Here is an 18,272-nt window from a genome sequence, read left to right as displayed (position 1 = left end):
CCGTGCCCTGCCTCGGTGACCGACCCTGACCTGCTTCGGTGGGTCGGCCTTACCTGCCCTGGCCATTGACCTGGGCCTGCATCGGTGGCCGACTGCGCCCTGTCCCGGTGGGCGCCCTGACCTGCCCTGATGACTGACCTGGGCCTGTATCGGTGGCCGACCGTGCCCTGCATGGCCGACCCGTACCTGCCCCGATGGCCCGGCCTGACCTGCCCAGTCGCCCGCCTACCTCCGGTGGCCCGGGCTCAGGTCCGCTCCGCCGCGGTCGGCGCCTCCCCGAAGCGGGCCAGCGCCAGCGCCCCGGCGACCGCCACCGCGAACCCAAGGACCGCCAGCCACGCCATCCCCTCACGGGTGCGGTCGCCCAGCCACACCACCCCGACCGCCGCGGGACCGACCGTCTCGCCGAGGACCATCCCCGCGGTCGCCGTCGTCACCGAGCCGCGCTGCAGGGCGGAGGTGAGCAGCACGAAGGCGGCGCCGCCGCCCAGCACGACGGCGTACGACGCGGGATCGGCGAGCAGCGCCGCCGGGCCGAGGGAGTCGATCAGCCGCACCGCGACCTCGACCACCCCGAAGCCCAGCCCGGCGCCCAGGCCCAACAGCGCGGCCCGGCCCCGCTCGGGCAGGCGCCCGCAGGCCGCCCCCAGCACCGGCACGGCCAGCGCCGCCACGAGCACCGCCCACTTCAGCACCATGGACCCGGCGCGCTCTCCCTCCGTCCCCGAGGCCAGCCCCAGCATCGCCAGCCCGCCGCACACCACGCCCACCGCGCCCCATTCCGCCCCGGCCAGCCGCACCCGCAGCAGCCGGGCCGCGACCACCGCCGTGACGGCGAGACTGGCCGCCAGCGCCGCGCCGACCACGTAGATCGGCAGGGACCGCAGTGCCAGGATCTGCAGGACGAAACCGAGACCGTCCAGGGCCAGTCCCGCCAGATACCGCCACTGCCCGACCGCCCGCAGCAGCAGGGCCGCGCCCGCGCCGACCGTTCCGCCCACGGCGCCGTCCCCGGACCCGTCCGGCGTGCCGCCCGGGCCGGCGGCGGCGCGCGTGGCGACCGCCTGCAGCACCGTCGCCGTACCGAAACACACCGCCGCGCCGAGCGCGCACACCATTCCAAACAGCACGAAAGGACTCTAGGGGAGCGGACGACGCGGGGGTCGCCCGGACGGGTGTTCTCACCGATCTCTAGGCTGGCCGCCGGAAAGCGGCCATCATGCGGCGGGGAGGCGGCCCGCGGTCACCGCGCGGCCGGGAAACGGCCGTCGCGTGCGGCCGGAAAACGGACACCGCGCGGCCGACGACGCCGCCGACGACGACGACAACGGGGAGAGACGGACATGGCGGACACACGACGGCGACTTCGGTCGGGCACGGTCGTCCTGGGCAGTGTGGGGCTGCTCGCCACGGCGCTGACCGCCTGCTCCTCCGAGCCGGACAAGCGCTGCGTCGACCGGGACCGGTACCTCCCCTCGCAGGGCTACAAGGTCGTCTCCGACCGGTACTGCAAGTCCGGCGACTCCTCCTTCCACGGCTCCTGGTACTACGGCGGCAAGAAGAAGAGCGGCTGGGTCAAGGGCGGCTCCTTCACCAAGTCCGGCAAGGGCTCGGGGTCCGGCAGCGGCTCGGGCGGTTCCTCGTCCGGCGGGTCGAAGTACGGCGGCGGCTACGGCGGTGTCGACCGCGGCGGTTTCGGCGGCGGCCACGGCTCCTCCGGCGGCTGACCCATGGAACGCCGCACCATCGAGCCCCGGCCCGGCTGGCAGCAGACCGTCGAGTCCCAGGGCCTGATCTACCCGCTCACCCGCTACCCCGACGACTCGCTGCGCCCCTACTGGGACGAGAGCGCCTACTACGTCTTCACCCTCGACGAGGTGGAGGCGCTGGAGGAGACCGTCGAGGAACTGCACCGCATGTGCCTGGCCGCGGCCGACCACATCGTCACCGCCGGCCGTTTCGCCGACCTCGGCATCACCGACCCGCGCGTGGCCCGGGCGGTCGCCGAGGCCTGGCACCGGCGCGCCGAACTTCCCTCCCTCTACGGCCGGTTCGACCTGCGCTACGACGGCACCGGCCCGGCCAAGCTGCTGGAGTACAACGCCGACACCCCGACCTCCCTGGTCGAGGCCGCCTCGCCCCAGTGGTTCTGGATGGAGGAGCGCTTCCCCGGCGCCGACCAGTGGAACTCCCTGCACGAACGCCTCGTCGCCGCCTGGCGCCGGCAGGCCCGCCTGCTGCCGCCGGGCAGCCCGGTGCACTTCGCGCACTCGGCCGCCGACGAACTCGGCGAGGACCTGATGACGGTCGCCTATCTGAAGGAGACCGCCGAACAGGCGGGGCTGGCCACCGACCTGCTGCCGGTGGAGGAGATCGGCTGGGACCCGCTCTCCGGCCGGTTCGTCGACAACGGCCTTCGGTTCATCCGCAGCATCTTCAAGCTCTACCCCTGGGAGTGGCTGACCACCGACCGCTTCGCCGACCACGTCCTGGACACCCTCGACAACGGCGGCGGCACCGGCTCCACCCTGTGGATCGAGCCCGCCTGGAAGATGCTGCTGAGCAACAAGGCGCTGCTGGCCGTCCTCTGGGAACTCTTCCCCGGCCACCCCAACCTGCTCCCCGCCCACCTCGACGGCCCGCGCGACCTGGCGACCACCACCGGCTGGGTCGCCAAGCCGCTGCTCGGCCGCGAAGGCGACGGGGTGACCGTCCACGAGCCGGGCACGGACCCCGCGCCGCGCGAGGAGCCCTGCTGCTACCAGGCCCTCGCCCCGCTGCCCGCCTTCGACGGCAACCACGTCGTCCTCGGCGCCTGGGTCGTCGAGGACGAGGCCGCCGGCCTCGGCATCCGCGAGTCGGCCGGCCTGGTCACCGACGAGTACGCCCGCTTCCTGCCGCACGTCATCCTCTGATTCCTCTGAATCCTCTGAATCGGCCGGCATCCGCGGACCCACCTGGCCCAGGTCGTCAGATCCTCCGGGCCGCCCGTGCTCCGGTCGCCCGCCGGACGCCCCGCCCGCATGGTGGACGGCGCGGCGTGCCCGGCGACGGGCGCCCGGTAGGCTGACCTGCGGGCCGTGACTGGCGCGCTGGACCGTGGGTCCGAGGGATGGGACAGACCATCGGGGAGCGGCTCGAAGGAACATGTGCCGTGCGCCTGGGCCGTACCGTGAACGCCGAACGCCACGTCCGGAGGTCCCCTCAGATGTCTGCGCCCCTGTCCACCGAGTCCACCGCCTTCCGCGCCGCCCTCGACGTGATCCGCGCCGTCGAGCCGCGCGTCGCCGACGCCATCGGCCAGGAGGTGCACGACCAGCGCGAGATGCTCAAGCTGATCGCCTCCGAGAACTACGCCTCCCCGGCCACGCTGCTGGCGATGGGCAACTGGTTCAGCGACAAGTACGCCGAGGGCACCGTCGGCCGCCGCTTCTACGCCGGCTGCCGCAACGTGGACACCGTGGAGTCCCTCGCCGCCGAGCACGCCCGCGAGCTGTTCGGCGCCCGCCACGCCTACGTCCAGCCGCACTCCGGCATCGACGCCAACCTCGTCGCCTTCTGGGCCGTGCTCGCCGACCGCGTCGAGGCGCCCTTCCTGGAGAAGACCGGCGTCCGGCAGATCAACGACCTGAGCGAGGCCGACTGGGCCGAGCTGCGCCGGGCCTTCGGCAACCAGCGCATGCTCGGGATGTCCCTGGACGCCGGCGGCCACCTCACCCACGGCTTCCGCCCGAACATCTCCGGCAAGATGTTCGACCAGCGCTCCTACGGCACCGACCCGGCCACCGGCCTGATCGACTACGAGGCGCTGCGCGCCCAGGCCCGCGAGTTCAAGCCGCTGATCATCGTCGCCGGCTACTCCGCCTACCCGCGCCTGGTGAACTTCCGGATCATGCGCGAGATCGCCGACGAGGTCGGCGCGACCCTCATGGTCGACATGGCCCACTTCGCGGGCCTGGTCGCCGGCAAGGTCCTCACCGGCGACTTCGACCCGGTCCCGCACGCCCAGATCGTCACCACCACCACCCACAAGTCGCTGCGCGGCCCGCGCGGCGGCATGGTGCTGTGCGACGACTCCCTCAAGGACCAGGTCGACCGCGGCTGCCCGATGGTCCTCGGCGGCCCGCTGCCGCACGTCATGGCCGCCAAGGCGGTCGCCCTGGCCGAGGCGCGGCAGCCCGCCTTCCAGGACTACGCCCGGCGCATCGTGGACAACTCCCGCGCGCTCGCCGAGGGCCTGATGCGGCGCGGCGCCACGCTGGTGACCGGCGGCACCGACAACCACCTCAACCTGATCGACGTCGCCGGCTCCTACGGCCTCACCGGCCGCCAGGCCGAGGCCGCCCTGCTGGAGTCCGGCATCGTCACCAACCGCAACGCCATCCCCGCCGACCCCAACGGCGCCTGGTACACCTCCGGCATCCGCATCGGCACGCCCGCGCTGACCACCCGGGGCCTGGGCACCGCCGAGATGGACGAGGTCGCCGGCCTGATCGACCGCGTCCTGACGGCCGCCGAGCCGGGCACCACCAAGTCCGGCGCCCCCTCCAAGGCGTCCCACGTCCTCGACCCGAAGATCGCCGACGAGATCTCCCGCCGGGCCACGGACCTGGTGGCCGGTTTCCCGCTGTACCCGGAGATCGACCTCGGCTGACCCCTCCGGGAGCTTCAGAGATCGATCAGCTCGTGACGCGGCTCCTGACGTGGCGGTCCGGCTCTGCGCCGGGCCGCCACGCGGCCTGCCAGCACCGTCCCGGCGACCCCGGCGGCGAGCCCGGCGGCCGCCCACCACACACCGTCCCCCCGCCCGTCCCCGCGCGCGCCGGGCCGCTCGGCGCCGAGCCCGAGGAAGCCGGCGTCCGCGAGTTGGGCGTAGGCATCCCGCGGCGCCCGGTGCCAGCGGATGTCGTCGTCCGGCAGGTCCGGCGCCGGGTCGGTGCGCACCCACGGGGTGCCGTCCTCGGCGACGACCAGCTGGTCCTGGCGCAGCATCGCCACGTCACCGCCGGGCGCCCGGTCGGTCTGCGGCCAGCCCCCGACCCCGGTCAGTCCCCACAGCACCGTGAACCGCGCCGGCGGATACCGGCCCTGCGCCCAGGTCTGCGGGACCCGCTCCGAGCCGGTGTACGTGGGGTTCAGCAGCCACCGCAGCCGGTCGAACGGGGTCTGCCCGTCGTGCCAGGCCTCGGTGCGCTCCTCGCCGGCCGTCACGACCACCGCCACGTCGGGCTCCTCGACAGCGGCCCGGGCCGACGCCCGTGCCCCTCCACCGCCCGCCGGCACCAGCGCCGCCGTGGCCACGGCCACACAGAGCAACCGCCGCATCGCGCCCCCCTTCACCCCGGTTCACCCGGGACCTTTCCCCTTGCCCCTTGTTACACCTCTGGGGACGGATCGCATCCCGTCTGTTTCCGGCCAGTTCCGGATCGGCGTCCCGCACCTGAGAGAATGGTGAACATGGCCAACGACCGCCCACCCGTCGCCCACCACCACCCTCAGGGGAATGGCTCCGCCATGCAGCGTCGATTCCGAGTGCTCTCCGGAATCCAGCCCACCGCAGGCTCGTTCCACCTCGGCAACTACCTCGGTGCCGTCCGCCAGTGGGTGGCCCTGCAGGAGTCGCACGACGCCTTCTACATGGTCGTCGACCTGCACGCGATCACGGTCCCGCAGGACCCGAAGGACCTGCGCGCCAACACCCGGCTCGCCGCCGCCCAGCTGCTGGCCGCCGGACTGGACCCGGAGCGCTGCACGCTCTTCGTGCAGAGCCACGTCCCCGAGCACGCCCAGCTGGCGTGGGTGATGAACTGCCTCACCGGCTTCGGCGAGGCCTCCCGGATGACGCAGTTCAAGGACAAGTCCGCCAAGCAGGGCGCCGAGCGGGCCTCGGTCGGCCTGTTCACGTACCCGATCCTCCAGGTCGCCGACATCCTGCTGTACCAGGCCCACGAGGTCCCCGTCGGCGAGGACCAGCGCCAGCACATCGAGCTCACCCGCGACCTCGCCGAGCGCTTCAACGGCCGCTTCGGCGACACCTTCACGATCCCGAAGCCGTACATCCTCAAGGAGACGGCGAAGATCTACGACCTGCAAGACCCGACGATCAAGATGAGCAAGTCGGCGTCCACGCCGAAGGGCCTCATCAACCTCCTCGACGAGCCGAAGACGACGGCGAAGAAGGTCAAGAGCGCGGTCACCGACACCGACACCGTGATCCGCTACGACCCGGAGACCAAGCCCGGCGTCAGCAACCTCCTCACCATCTACTCGACCCTGACCGGCGAGGGTATCGGCGAGCTGGAGGAGAAGTACGCCGGCAAGGGCTACGGCGCGCTCAAGACGGACCTCGCCGAGGTGATGGTCGAGTTCGTGACGCCGTTCCGCGAGAAGACCCGGCAGTACCTGGACGACGCCGAGACGCTCGACTCGATCCTGGCCAAGGGCGCGGAGAAGGCGCGCGCGGTCGCCGCGGAGACCCTCTCCCAGGCGTACGAGCGGGTGGGCTTCCTGCCCGCCAAGCACTGACCGGGCGCACCACCGCGCGCACCCGTCCCGGGCAGAGCGCCGCACATCACTGTGCCGGCGCCTGCCCAGGGCGCGGCCGTGGTCGTACAGTCGATATCCGGACGGCATAACCGGACGGCCCGGACGAAACGGCCGCGGCCCGAGGGCGGCGGCCGGGACACGACCCGAGGACGCCGGCCGCGGGCACGGGAACGGACGAACGGCCGAGGACACCGGGTACGACGAACAGACGAACGGACGAACGGACGAGACAGCGGAAAAGGGCGGCAGCGACGACCGCCGCGGACGGCCACAGAGCACCGGCACGACGACAGGAGACGACGTGGGGACCGTAACGATCGGGGTGTCGATCGCGGTCCCGGAGCCGCACGGCAGCCTGCTCCAGGAGCGGCGCGCGGGCTTCGGCGACGCCGCGGCTCACGGCATCCCCACGCATGTCACCCTGCTGCCGCCGACCGAGGTGGACACCGCGGACCTGCCGGCCGTCGAGGCGCACCTGACCGAGGTGGCCGCGGCGGGGCGGCCCTTCACGATGCGGCTGTCGGGCACCGACACCTTCCGGCCGCTGTCGCCGGTGGTCTACGTCCGGGTGGTGGCGGGCGCCGACGCGTGCACGTGGCTGCAGCAGCGGGGGCGCGGCCCCGCCGGTCCCCTGGCGCGCGAACTCCAGTTCCCCTACCACCCGCACGTGACGGTGGCGCACGGCATCGACGAGGCGGCGATGGACCGCGCCCAGCAGGAGCTGGCGGGCTACGAGGCCGAGTGGCCGGTCACCGGCTTCGCCCTGCACCGGCAGGGCGCCGACGGGGTGTGGCGCAAGCTGCGCGAGTTCGCCTTCGGCGGGCGCGCGGGCGTCCCGCCGCAGGCTTCCCCCGTCGACCGGGGCACCCTGCCCGCCCGCCGAGCCCGCACGCCGCCCTCCCGGCGCGGCCCGCCGTGCGGCGACAGCCCCGGCCGTACTCGACGGCACGCTGAAGCGGCAGTCCCGGCCGTACTCCTGCGGCGCGCTACAGCGGCAGCCGCCGGTACACCGCGCGCGGCAGGTGCCGCAGCACCGCCGCCACCACCCGCAGCACCCCCGGCACCCACACGGTCTCGGAACGTCGCCGCAGGCCCAGCTCCACGGCGGTGGCGACCTCCTCCGGGGTGCTCGACAGCGGCGGCACCGGACGGCCGGCCGTCGCGGTGGAGCGGACGAAGTGCGGGCGCACGATCATGACGTGCACGCCGGTTCCGTACAGCGCGTCGCCCAGGCCCTGGGTGAAGGTGTCCAGGCCGGCCTTGCTGGAGCCGTAGATGAAGTCCGTGCGCCGGGCCCGCTCGCCGGCCACCGAGGACAGCACGACCAGGGAGCCGTGCTCCTGGTTCTGCAGCTCCCGCGCGGCCACCAGCGCGGCCGAGACGGCGCCGGTGTAGTTGGTCTGCGCGACGTGCACCGCGTTCAGCGGCTCCCGCTCGTCGTACGCCTGGTCGCCGAGGACGCCGAAGGCCAGCAGCACCATGTCGACGGCACCCTCGGCGAAGACCTTCTCCAGGATCTCCTCGTGGCGCACCACGTCCAGCGCGTCGAAGGCGACGGTGTGCACCTGCGCGCCCAGCCGGCGCAGGTGCGCGGCGGCCTCGTCGAGCGCGGGGGAGGGGCGCCCCGCCAGCCACACGGTGCGGGTGCGCCGGGCGACGAGCCGGCGCGCGACGGCCAGCGCGACGGGGGAGGTGCCGCCGAGGACGAGCAGCGAGCGGGGCAGACGCGAGGGGCCGAAGGAACGGAGGAGCGGGGCGAGACCGAGGGCATCCTTCACGGCGGACGACTGTATCGTCCGCTTATGGGCGTCTCGGCGTAGAAACGCGGTGTTGACACGACCGCCGAGCGGGCACAGTCCGATCATGGACTGGCTGAAGAAGCTTCCCGTGGTGGGCCCGTGGGTGGCGCGAGCGATGCGCACGCACGCGTGGCGGTCGTACGAGCGTCTGGACCGGGTGAAGTGGACGCGGCTGGCCGCCGCCATGACGTTCGTCAGCTTCATCGCGCTGTTCCCGCTGCTCACGCTGGCCGCCGCGATCGGTGCCGCCACGCTCAGCGCCCAGCAGCAGCACACGCTGGAGAAGAAGATCACCGAGCAGTTCCCGGGGCTGGGCAGCCAGCTGCACATCACCGGCCTGGCGGACAACGCCGGCACCGTCGGCATCATCGCGGGCGCCTTCCTGCTGCTGACCGGCGCCAACTGGGTGGCCCAGATGCGCGACTGCCTGCGCGCGGTGTGGGAGCGGCCGGACCGCGAGGAGAACCCGATCGTCAGCAGGGTCCGCGACGGCGGCATCCTGCTCGGCCTGGGCGGGGCCGTGCTCGTCACGCTCGTGGTCTCCACGATCGCCTCGGCCGCCGTGGGCTGGACCACCCGCCAGTTCGGTCTGGACGCACACGGCGGGGGCAGCCTCGTGCTGCGCGTCATCGCCTTCGCCGTCGCCGTCGCGGCCGACTTCCTGGTGCTGCTCTACGTCCTGACGCTGCTGCCCGGCGTGGAGCCGCCGCGCCGCCGGCTGCTGGTGGCGGCGCTGATCGGCGCGGTCGGCTTCGAACTGCTGAAGGTGCTGCTCAGCGGCTACATCCAGGGCGTGGCCGCGAAGAGCATGTACGGCGCCTTCGGCGTCCCCGTCGCCCTGCTGCTGTGGATCAACTTCACCTCCAAGCTGGTGCTGTACTGCGCGGCCTGGACGGCGACCCCGAGCGGCGGGGGGGAGACGGGCGCGCCCGGCCCGCGCGGGGACGACGGGCAGGGCGGCGACGGCGGGCAGGGCGGTGACGGCGGCCGGGGCGGTTCGGGCGGCCGGCTCAGGGACGGGGACGGCGGCGCACCAGGTCCGGCAGCGGCCAGCGGCGGTTGACCAGGAAGGCCGCGGCGGCCAGCCCCACCCCCCCGCCCGCGGCGATGCCCAGGGCGCCGCCCCTGCCGCGGGAGCCGCCCGCGACGGAGGCGCCCGCCACGGCCTTGGCCGGCGCCCCGCCGCCCGGCGCGCCGCCCGCCTGGCCGGCCGACGGCGCCGCGCCCGCGGTGCCGCCGGCTCCCGCCGCGCTCCTCGGCGGGACCAGTTCGCCCACCGGCCGCACCTTGCCGTCCGCCTGGAAGCCCCAGTCCAGGAGCCGGGCCGCCTCCCGGTAGACCTCGTTGTGCTCCTTCTTCTCCGGGTTCATCACCGTCACGAGCAGCACGTGGCCGCCGCGTTCGGCCACCCCGGTGAAGGTGGCGCCCGCGTGGGTGGTGTTGCCGTTCTTCACCCCGGCGATGCCCTGGTAGACGGACAGGTCGTAGTCGCCGCTCAGCAGCCGGTTGGTGTTCTGGATCTCGAAGGAGCCCCGGGTGGTCCTGCCCTTCTTGTCCTTCTTCGTCGCGCCGGGGAACGCGGCCCGCACGGTGGAGCAGTACTCGCGGAAGTCCTTCTTCTGCAGGCCGGAGCGGGCGAACAGGGTCAGGTCGTACGCCGAGGAGACCTGCTCCGGGGCGTCGTAGCCGTCCGGCGTGACCACGTGCGTGTCCAGGGCCTGCAGCTCCTGGGCGTGCGCGTTCATGTCCGCGACCGTCTGCTTGACGCCGTGGTTCATGGAGGACAGCACGTGCACGGCGTCGTTGCCCGAGCGCAGGAAGACACCCAGCCACAGGTCGTGGACCGTGTACGTCTCGTTCTCCTTGATGCCGACCAGGCTGGAGCCCTCGCCCATGCCGGCCAGGTCGGCGGCGACGACCTTGTGCTCCTCGGTCTTCGGGAACTTCGGCAGCAGGGTGTCGGCGAACAGCATCTTCAGCGTGCTGGCCGGGGCCAGGCGCCAGTGCGCGTTGTGCGCGGCGAGCACCTGCCCGGACTCGGCGTCGGCCACGATCCAGGAGCGCGCGGTGAGGTCCTTGGGCAGCACCGGCACGCCGCTCGCCAGGTCGACCTGAGTGCCGGGCAGGCCCAGGCGGGTGCCGCCGACGGTCGACATGCGGGCCGGGGGAGTGGCCGAGGGGCTCGCCGTCGCCGTGGGTGCCGCCGTCGCGGCGGGAGCGGCCAGGAAGGACAGGGAGGCCAGGGACAAGGACAACAGGGAGGCGGAAGCGACCAGAACGGATCGCCGCGCGGACTTCTTGGGTGCGGGCACGGTCGGAAACGTACCTGCCGTGGCCCGCGGCGCGGCGCCCAGGTCCCCGTGGCCGCTCCGGCCCGGCCCCGCGGCCCCCCGCGCCCGGCTCCGCGCGCCCGACGGCGATACTGGAGGTATGAAGCTCAGCCGCCCCGTCTCCTGGTTCCTGCTCGCCTTCGGGGTGTGGAGCTGGGTCATCTGGGTCACTTTCGTCAAGAATCTCGTCAAGGACGGCAGCGGACTCGCCTTCGACCACGGGCACCCCACGGCGTATTTCTGGGTCCACCTGGCACTGGCGGTCGTCTCCTTCCTCTTGGGGACGGTCATCGGGGTGATCGGGTTGCGCGGACTGCGCGCACTGCGCCGGACGTCATAGGGTTCCGGCCACCCACGCGGCTACCCGCCCCCCGGCATGTACGCCGACCCGCAGGCCCCCTACGGCTACGACCCCTACGGGCGCCCCTACTCCGACAAGTCGAAGATCGTCGCCGGCATCCTGCAGCTGTTCCTCGGCTCCCTGGGCATCGGACGCTTCTACATCGGCAGCGTGGGCATCGGCCTGGCCCAGCTGTTCACCTGCGGCGGCCTGGGCATCTGGGCGCTGGTCGACGGCATCATCCTGCTCACCGGCGACAACACCACCGACGCGCAGGGGCGGATCCTGCGTGGCTGACGCCGCGACCGGCCCAGCCCGCCCCCGACTGCCGCGCCGACTGCCGCGCCGGCTGCGGCATCCGGCGGCGGCACCGCTCGCGGTCCTGTGCGCCGGGGTCGCCGGCGCCGTCTACCTCTACGTCACCGATCCCCACCAGCCGGGCCATCTGCTGCCCCAGTGCCCCTTCCGGTACGTCACCGGGCTGCTGTGCCCGGCCTGCGGCGGCACGCGCATGGTCTACGACCTGATGCACGGTCACCTCGGCCGGGCCTGGCTGGACAACAGGGCACTGTTGCTCGCCTCGCCCCTCGCGCTGGCGCTGCTCGGCACCTGGATGGTGCACGGCCTGCGCGGACGCCGCTGGCGGCCGCGGCTCGCGCCGTGGGCGCAGGCGCTGGTGCTGCTGGGGGCCGTGGCCTGGGCGGTGGCCCGCAACCTCGTCCCCTGACGTGCCGGGCGGCCGGCGGAGAACGCGCCGCCCGCGCTCCGCGCGGCGGCCGGCCCACCGAAAACGATCACAATCCGGGAACGGTGGCCCGGTACCCTGCTGCGCGGCCCGTGCCGATCTTTATGCTCCCCTCATACGCAGGGGGGACGGCCGTATCCGGCCGACGCGGACGGGACCGCGCGGATGTCGCGGGACCGGGAAGCCGAGCCCCCCTGGGTCCGGAGAAACGCACTCCGGTCTCTCTCATCATCCCAGGAGCACCTTCCATGACCGTCCCCGTCCCCAACCCCGCCGCGCCCTTCGGCTACGACCCGCAGGGCCGCCCCTACTCCGACAAGTCGAAGATCGTCGCCGGCATCCTGCAGATCTTCCTCGGCGGCCTCGGCATCGGCCGCTTCTACGTCGGCTCCGTGGGCGTGGGCATCGCCCAGCTCCTCACCTGCGGCGGCCTCGGCTTCTGGGCCCTGATCGACGGCATCATCTTCCTGGTGAGCAACGACCGCACCGACAAGCACGGACGCGTCCTGCGCGGCTGACCCACCGCCCGGCCGCTGCCGGAGGCACTGCGCGGGGGACCGCCGGGCACACGCCGAGGGCCCCGTTCCAGGACGGAACGGGGCCCTCGGCCTCGCCTGCGACGCGGCGTGTGATCAGAAGCGGCGCGTGATCAGCGCCCGCTTGACCTCCGCGATCGCCTTCGTGACCTCGATGCCACGGGGGCAGGCGTCGGTGCAGTTGAAGGTGGTGCGGCAGCGCCAGACGCCGTCCTTGTCGTTCAGGATCTCCAGGCGCTGCTCACCCGCCTCGTCACGGCTGTCGAAGATGAAGCGGTGGGCGTTGACGATGGCGGCCGGACCGAAGTACTGGCCGTCGTTCCAGAACACCGGGCAGGAGGAGGTGCAGGCCGCGCACAGGATGCACTTCGTGGTGTCGTCGAAGCGCGCCCGGTCCTCGGCCGACTGCAGCCGCTCGCGCGTCGGCTCGTTGGTGTCCTTCGTGATCAGGAAGGGCATCACGTCCCGGTACGCCTGGAAGAACGGCTCCATGTCCACGACCAGGTCCTTCAGGACCGTCAGGCCCTTGATGGGCTCGATCGTGATCGGCTTCTCCGGGTTGATGTCCTTGATCAGCGTCTTGCAGGCCAGCCGGTTCTTGCCGTTGATCCGCATGGCGTCCGAGCCGCAGATGCCGTGCGCGCAGGAGCGGCGGAAGGTCAGCGTGCCGTCCAGGTCCCACTTGATCTTGTGCAGACCGTCGAGGACCCGCTCCTTGGGGTCGATCTCCAGCTGGAAGTCCTGCCAGGTCGCCTCCGCCGAGACCTCCGGGTTGAACCGGCGGACGCGGAAGGTGACGGTGATGTAGGGGGAGTCGGCGAATCCCGGCTCGGGCTTGCCGGCCGCGTCCGCCTTGTCCAGAACAGGGGTTGCCATCAGTACTTACGCTCCATCGGCTGGTAGCGGGTCTGGACGACCGGCTTGTAGTCGAGACGGATGGTTTCGGACCCGTCGGCGCCGACCTCGCGGTACGCCATGGTGTGGCGCATGAAGTTGACGTCGTCGCGGTTGGGGTAGTCCTCGCGGTAGTGACCGCCGCGGGACTCCTTGCGGGCCAGGGCGGAGACCGCCATGACCTCGGCCAGGTCCAGCAGGTTGCCCAGCTCGATGGCCTCCAGCAGGTCGGTGTTGAACCGCTTGCCCTTGTCCTGGATGGCCACGTTCTTGTAGCGCTCGCGCAGCTCGGCGATCTTCTCGACCGCCGTCTTGATGGTCTGCTCGGTGCGGAACACCATGACGTTGGCGTCCATGGTCTCCTGCAGCTCGCGGCGCAGCTCGGCCACCCGCTCGTTGCCGGTGGAGGAGCGCAGGCGCTCGATCTGCTCGACGACGAAGGACTCCGGGTTCTCCGGCAGGTCGACGAAGTCGGCGCCGTGCGCGTACTCGGCGGCGGCGATGCCGGCCCGCTTGCCGAAGACGTTGATGTCCAGCAGCGAGTTGGTGCCCAGGCGGTTGGCGCCGTGCACGGACACGCAGGCGACCTCGCCGGCGGCGTACAGGCCCGGGACGACCGTGGTGTTGTCCGCCAGGACCTCACCCATGACGTTCGTCGGGATGCCGCCCATCGCGTAGTGCGCGGTGGGCTGGATCGGGATCGGGTCGGTGTACGGCTCGATGCCGAGGTAGGTCCGCGCGAACTCGGTGATGTCCGGCAGCTTGGCGTCCAGCTGCTCCGGCGGCAGGTGGGTCAGGTCCAGGTACACGTGGTCGCCCTCGGGACCGCAGCCGCGGCCCTCGCGGATCTCCGTGTAGATGGAGCGGGACACGACGTCACGGGACGCCAGGTCCTTCATGACGGGAGCGTACTTCTCCATGAAGCGCTCGCCGTCCTTGTTGCGCAGGATGCCGCCCTCGCCGCGGGCGCCCTCGGTGAGCAGGATGCCCATGCGCCAGATGCCGGTCGGGTGGAACTGGAAGAACTCCATGTCCTCCAGCGGGATGCCCCGCCGGTACACCGCGGCCTGGCCGTCGCCGGTCAGGGTGTGGGCGTTGGACGTCACCTTGAAGAACTTGCCGCAGCCGCCGGAGGCGTAGATGACGGACTTGGCCTGGAAGATGTGGATCTCGCCGGTGGCCAGCTCGTAGGCCACCACACCGGCCGAGCGCTTGACGCCGTCGACCTCGGTGATCAGCTGGTCCAGGACGTAGAACTCGTTGTAGAACTCCACGCCCTCCTTGACGCAGTTCTGGTACAGCGTCTGGAGGATCATGTGGCCGGTGCGGTCGGCCGCGTAGCAGGAGCGGCGGACCGGGGCCTCGCCGTGGTTGCGGCTGTGACCGCCGAAGCGGCGCTGGTCGATGGTGCCGTTCGGGGTCCGGTTGAACGGCAGGCCCATCTTCTCCAGGTCGAGGACGGAGTCGATGGCCTCCTTCGCCAGGATCTCCGCGGCGTCCTGGTCGACCAGGTAGTCACCGCCCTTGACCGTGTCGAAGGTGTGCCACTCCCAGTTGTCCTCCTCCACGTTGGCCAGCGCGGCGGCCATGCCGCCCTGCGCGGCGCCCGTGTGGGACCGGGTGGGGTAGAGCTTGGTCAGGACCGCGGTGCGGCTGCGCTTGGTCGCCTCGATGGCGGCACGCATACCGGCGCCACCGGCGCCGACGATGACGGTGTCGTACTTGTGGATCTTCATCAGGGATTTACCTCGGTCCCGTGGCCTAGCGGATGTTCGGGTCGAAGGTGAAGATCACCAGCGTGCCCAGCAGGATGGTCCACACCGTCGCGGTGTAGAGCAGCGCCTTCAGCCACAGCCGCGTGCCCGCCCGCTCGGCGTAGTCGTTGATGACCGTGCGCAGGCCGTTGCAGCCGTGCAGCATCGCCAGCCACAGCATCAGCAGGTCCCAGACCTGCCACCACGGGGAGGCCCAGCGGCCGGCGACGAAGGCGAAGCCGACCTTGGAGACACCGCCGTCCAAGACGAGCTGGATCAGCAGGTGGCCGATGACGAGGACGACCAGGACGACGCCGGACAGCCGCATGAACAGCCAGCCGTACATCTCGAAGTTGCCCCGGGTCGACTTCGGGGTCTTCTTGGTCCGCTGGCGCGGGGCCTGGATGACCGGCGCGGGGTTGTCGACGGTGTAGGCGGCCTCGACGGGGCCCACACCGGAAGCGGAGGTTTCAGTGGTGGACATGCGCGTCAGCTCCCGAAGACGACTCGAGCGGCGTGGCCGAGGACGGGGTAGATCGCCCCGAGCATGAGCACGAACCAGACGACGACCACGGTCCAGAGCATCTGCTTCTGGTAGCGGGCGCCCTTGGCCCAGAAGTCGACGGCGATGACCCGCAGGCCGTTGAGCGCGTGGAAGAGGATGGCGGCGACGAGGCCGTACTCCAGGCACGCGACGATCGGCGTCTTGTACGTGGCTACGACCTTGTCGTAGTCCTCGGGAGACACGCGGACGAGCGCGGTGTCCAGGACGTGAACGAACAGGAAGAAGAAAATGAGCACGCCGGTGACTCGGTGAGCCACCCACGACCACATTCCTTCCCGGCCGCGGTACAGCGTTCCAGCCGGCACGGAAGAACCCTCCGGGAGCGGGGACTGAGGGCCGCGCCGGCTTGTCTGTCGGTCGGGCCCGGCCGGGTACGGTCCACCGGCCCCCAGCATGGTAGCGAGGCGTTGCCGTGAGCATTGCAGGGGGCCTGCCGGTGTGATCGAAGTGGCACTCAAACGTGCACGGACGGGTCAGCCGGGGCGGCCGTGGGGCGGGTGCGCCGCGCCGATGGCCGGGTGCGGGCGCATCGTGGCTGGTCGCGGCCCTGGAGCGTGCGGGCCAGACGGCCCCGGGCGAGGCGGCGCAGCTCCTCCGCCGCGACGGTTCGCTCCTCTTCCGGATCGTTCGACAATCGTGATCGGATCGCGGCCAGCAGGCGGTCGAGTCCCTCGCCGGGCGGGACGTCGTCGAGGCAGATGACGAACGTATGCCCGAACTTGGCCTCGTATGCGGCGTACGCCGCGCTCAGCGCGGTGGAGGCGGCCAGGTACGCGCCCTCGGGCAGCGCCGGCAGCGGCTCGGCCGCCAGCGCCCCGGCCAGGTCGCCGGCGCCCAGGTCGTAGGCGGCCTCGTCGGCCGCCGCCAGCAGGGCGGACAGGTCCGGGTAGGGGCGGTGCGCGGTGACCCGCTCGGCCCAGCGCGGGCTGGGCAGGCACGCCAGGAGGGTGCGGCGGGCCTCCTGGGCCGGGGCGGCGTTGAAGTGCTCCAGGTACGGCGGGTTCTGCGGGGGCAGCGTGGGTCCTCGGCGGTGTGGATGCGCGGGGGCGCCGGTTCAGGGAAGGACCCCGGGCGGCGACCCGTGTGCGTCGGCAGGGGAAGCGGTGCGGGCGTGCGTCACGGTATCGGCAGTGATCATGACCTGTCCGGCCGATCACCCAATTTCACCCGGACGGAAGAGTTTGAGAACGTCTGGTGGACACCTTGCGTCCGGGCAGGCCTTACGTTGGCAGAGTGAGTCAGCACAGGCACCGCCGGGCTCCGGCGCGAAAGGTGCAGCACAGGTACGCACTGGTCGGCGGGGCGTTCGCCGCGACGGTCGGGCTCGGCGTCGGACTGGGCCTGTGGGCCACCTCCGGCGGCGATCAGAGCCCGTCGGGCACGGCCCGCAGCGCACCGCAGACCTCCGCCGCGACGAGCCCCGGCCCCACCCGCACCTACCCGCTCTCCCAGGCCCCGCGCACCATCCCCGCCGTGCGCTCCCACACCGCCGCCCGCGGCCCCGGCTGGCGGCCGGCGAACGGCGAGCGCGTCGTGATCACCGACCCGTCGCTGGCCGACGAGGGCAAGCTGATCGCCGGCGAGCTGGGCCTGGCCTACGCCGGCCGGACGAACGACGTCCGCGCCGGGGACGTCCGGCTGACGCTCGGCGGCGGCCAGGGCGGCAACCCCGAGTCGTACACCATGACCGTCCGCGACGGCCGGGTCACCATCAGCGGGCCGGCCGACGCGGGCGTCTTCTACGGCACCCGCACCCTCAAGCAGGAGGTGCACGGCGGCGGCACCGCCCCCGAGGGCGTCGTCGACGACGCTCCGGCCAAGCCGCGCCGCGGCTTCATGCTGGACATCGCCCGCAAGCCGTACACGGTCGGCTGGATCGAGGACCGCATACGCGAGCTGAGCGACCTGAAGTACAACGAGCTGGGCCTGCACTTCTCCGACGACCAGGCCTTCCGCATCCAGTCCGACACCCATCCGGAGATCGTCTCCGCGGACCACCTCACCAAGGCGCAGGTCAAGGCGATCGTCGCCCTCGCCACCAGCCGGCACATCACCGTCGTCCCCGAGATCGACTCGCCCGGCCACCTCGGCGCGGTCATCGCCGCCCACCCCGACCTGCAACTGCGCAACGCGCGGGGCGTGGCCACCAAGGGCGCCGTCGACATCTCCAAGCCGCGGGCCGCCAAGATCGTCGACGATCTGCTCAACGAGTTCGCCGGTGTCTTCCCCGGCGCCTACTGGCACCTGGGCGGCGACGAGTACCAGGCGCTGACCGTGCGCGACCCCGCCGCCTCCTACCCGCAGCTGGCCGCCGCCGCCCGCAAGGCCTACGGCTCCGGCGGCACCGTCGCCGACCTCACCACCGGCTGGCTCAACGCCCGCGCCGCCACCGTCCGCGCCCATGACCGCACCCCCCGGGCCTGGAACGACGGCTTCTACCGGAACACCTCCGTGCAGGCGGCCAAGGACATCGAGGTCGCCTACTGGACCGGCAAGGAGATCGGCGCCCGGCCGCCGGCCGAGTACCTGGCCGCGGGCCGCAAGGTGCTCAACTACAACGACGAGTTCCTCTACTACGTCCTCGGCCAGCCGCAGACCTTCGTCTACCCGACCGGGCAGCGCATCTACGAGCAGTGGACCCCGCGCGTGCTGCGCGGCACCCAGGCCGTCCCGGCCCGCTACGACGCCCAGATCCTCGGCGGCTCCTTCGCGGTCTGGGGCGACTTCCCCCACGCCCAGACCCAGGACCAGGTGGCGGCCGGC

18 protein-coding genes, 2 pseudogenes and 1 riboswitch are annotated in these 18,272 nt (G+C 72.3%); of the genes and pseudogenes, 11 read left to right on the top strand and 9 right to left on the bottom strand.

Annotation, left to right across the window (positions count from 1 at the left end; genetic code table 11):
• Positions 1–245: 245 nt before the first annotated feature.
• A complete protein-coding gene (locus tag GV126_RS15340; RefSeq protein WP_159673736.1) occupies positions 246–1,118 on the bottom strand; it encodes a DMT family protein in 873 nt (290 codons plus the stop codon).
• A 225-nt stretch (positions 1,119–1,343) separates the two neighbouring features.
• Between GV126_RS15340 and GV126_RS15335 the strand changes: the two genes are divergently transcribed.
• The 3 genes from GV126_RS15335 to GV126_RS15325 all read left to right on the top strand — a co-directional run bounded on the left by GV126_RS15335 (position 1,344) and on the right by GV126_RS15325 (position 4,654).
• Positions 1,344–1,727 carry a hypothetical protein gene (locus tag GV126_RS15335; protein WP_159666804.1) on the top strand — a complete coding sequence of 128 codons (384 nt, stop codon included), beginning with the start codon at positions 1,344–1,346 and terminating at the stop codon, positions 1,725–1,727.
• 3 nt (positions 1,728–1,730) lie between these two features.
• Positions 1,731–2,915 (top strand): glutathionylspermidine synthase family protein, encoded by a 1,185-nt coding sequence (locus GV126_RS15330; protein ID WP_159666802.1) that lies wholly within the window; start codon positions 1,731–1,733, stop codon positions 2,913–2,915.
• 155 nt (positions 2,916–3,070) lie between these two features.
• A riboswitch (ZMP/ZTP riboswitch) is annotated at positions 3,071–3,173 on the top strand.
• 35 nt (positions 3,174–3,208) lie between these two features.
• A complete protein-coding gene (locus GV126_RS15325; RefSeq protein ID WP_028420656.1) occupies positions 3,209–4,654 on the top strand; it encodes a glycine hydroxymethyltransferase in 1,446 nt (481 codons plus the stop codon).
• Between the two features lie 14 nt (positions 4,655–4,668).
• Here the strand turns inward: GV126_RS15325 and GV126_RS15320 are convergent, their stop codons facing one another.
• Positions 4,669–5,325, bottom strand: a complete 657-nt coding sequence (locus GV126_RS15320) for a hypothetical protein (RefSeq protein ID WP_236570005.1) — start codon at positions 5,323–5,325, stop codon at positions 4,669–4,671.
• A gap of 189 nt (positions 5,326–5,514) precedes the next feature.
• Between GV126_RS15320 and trpS the strand changes: the two genes are divergently transcribed.
• The gene (gene trpS / locus GV126_RS15315) at positions 5,515–6,525 is read left to right on the top strand and encodes a tryptophan--tRNA ligase (RefSeq protein ID WP_159666799.1); all 1,011 of its coding nucleotides are present in this window, start codon (positions 5,515–5,517) and stop codon (positions 6,523–6,525) included.
• A 322-nt stretch (positions 6,526–6,847) separates the two neighbouring features.
• Positions 6,848–7,423, top strand: a pseudogene (locus tag GV126_RS15310) (2'-5' RNA ligase family protein); the annotation flags it as partial.
• 109 nt (positions 7,424–7,532) lie between these two features.
• Here the strand turns inward: GV126_RS15310 and dprE2 are convergent.
• Positions 7,533–8,324 carry a decaprenylphospho-beta-D-erythro-pentofuranosid-2-ulose 2-reductase gene (gene dprE2, locus GV126_RS15305; protein ID WP_236570004.1) on the bottom strand — a complete coding sequence of 264 codons (792 nt, stop codon included), beginning with the start codon at positions 8,322–8,324 and terminating at the stop codon, positions 7,533–7,535.
• A gap of 85 nt (positions 8,325–8,409) precedes the next feature.
• Here dprE2 and GV126_RS15300 point away from each other — a divergent pair, with 85 nt between their 5' ends.
• Complete coding sequence (locus GV126_RS15300) at positions 8,410–9,408, top strand: YihY/virulence factor BrkB family protein (RefSeq protein WP_159666793.1); 999 nt, start codon at positions 8,410–8,412, stop codon at positions 9,406–9,408.
• Here the strand turns inward: GV126_RS15300 and GV126_RS15295 are convergent.
• On the bottom strand, positions 9,356–10,657 hold the full coding sequence (locus GV126_RS15295; protein WP_328707337.1) for a D-alanyl-D-alanine carboxypeptidase family protein: 1,302 nt from the start codon (positions 10,655–10,657) through the stop codon (positions 9,356–9,358). The two genes, GV126_RS15300 and GV126_RS15295, sit on opposite strands and share 53 nt — an antisense overlap.
• A gap of 118 nt (positions 10,658–10,775) precedes the next feature.
• Here GV126_RS15295 and GV126_RS15290 point away from each other — a divergent pair, with 118 nt between their 5' ends.
• From GV126_RS15290 to GV126_RS15275, 4 genes and pseudogenes are all read left to right on the top strand, one after another.
• Positions 10,776–11,015, top strand: a complete 240-nt coding sequence (locus GV126_RS15290; protein ID WP_028420649.1) for an SCO4848 family membrane protein — start codon at positions 10,776–10,778, stop codon at positions 11,013–11,015.
• 12 nt (positions 11,016–11,027) lie between these two features.
• A pseudogene (locus tag GV126_RS15285) lies at positions 11,028–11,312 on the top strand (TM2 domain-containing protein); the annotation flags it as partial.
• Positions 11,305–11,742: a DUF2752 domain-containing protein gene (locus GV126_RS15280; RefSeq protein ID WP_236570003.1), complete on the top strand. Its 438-nt coding sequence runs from the start codon at positions 11,305–11,307 to the stop codon at positions 11,740–11,742. The pseudogene GV126_RS15285 and the gene GV126_RS15280, both read left to right, overlap by 8 nt.
• Before the next feature lie 266 nt (positions 11,743–12,008).
• The gene (locus tag GV126_RS15275) at positions 12,009–12,278 is read left to right on the top strand and encodes a TM2 domain-containing protein (protein WP_159666784.1); all 270 of its coding nucleotides are present in this window, start codon (positions 12,009–12,011) and stop codon (positions 12,276–12,278) included.
• A 114-nt stretch (positions 12,279–12,392) separates the two neighbouring features.
• On the opposite strand, the gene GV126_RS15270 is transcribed toward GV126_RS15275, so the two are convergent.
• The 5 genes from GV126_RS15270 to GV126_RS15250 form a co-directional block, all read right to left on the bottom strand.
• On the bottom strand, positions 12,393–13,172 hold the full coding sequence (locus GV126_RS15270) for a succinate dehydrogenase iron-sulfur subunit (RefSeq protein WP_028420642.1): 780 nt from the start codon (positions 13,170–13,172) through the stop codon (positions 12,393–12,395).
• Entirely contained in the window at positions 13,172–14,926 is a 1,755-nt protein-coding gene (gene sdhA, locus GV126_RS15265) for a succinate dehydrogenase flavoprotein subunit (RefSeq protein ID WP_028420641.1), read from the bottom strand. The genes GV126_RS15270 and sdhA overlap by 1 nt, the downstream gene beginning before the upstream one ends.
• Positions 14,927–14,951: 25 nt before the next feature.
• Positions 14,952–15,428 (bottom strand): succinate dehydrogenase hydrophobic membrane anchor subunit, encoded by a 477-nt coding sequence (locus tag GV126_RS15260; RefSeq protein ID WP_028420640.1) that lies wholly within the window; start codon positions 15,426–15,428, stop codon positions 14,952–14,954.
• Positions 15,429–15,433: 5 nt separating this feature from the next.
• A complete protein-coding gene (sdhC, locus tag GV126_RS15255; RefSeq protein WP_159666781.1) occupies positions 15,434–15,814 on the bottom strand; it encodes a succinate dehydrogenase, cytochrome b556 subunit in 381 nt (126 codons plus the stop codon).
• A 149-nt stretch (positions 15,815–15,963) separates the two neighbouring features.
• Positions 15,964–16,500, bottom strand: coding sequence for a 2-oxo-4-hydroxy-4-carboxy-5-ureidoimidazoline decarboxylase (locus GV126_RS15250; protein ID WP_159673730.1), 537 nt, complete (start codon positions 16,498–16,500; stop codon positions 15,964–15,966).
• A gap of 281 nt (positions 16,501–16,781) precedes the next feature.
• On the opposite strand from GV126_RS15250, the gene GV126_RS15245 reads away from it, so the two are divergent.
• On the top strand, positions 16,782–18,272 hold a 1,491-nt coding region (locus GV126_RS15245), incomplete at its 3' end, for a beta-N-acetylhexosaminidase (RefSeq protein WP_159666778.1).

It is taken from the genome of Streptomyces mexicanus (genome assembly GCF_902506575.1).
GTDB classification, from domain to species: domain Bacteria; phylum Actinomycetota; class Actinomycetes; order Streptomycetales; family Streptomycetaceae; genus Streptomyces; species Streptomyces mexicanus.
This window is presented reverse-complemented; position numbering and strand designations above follow the sequence as displayed.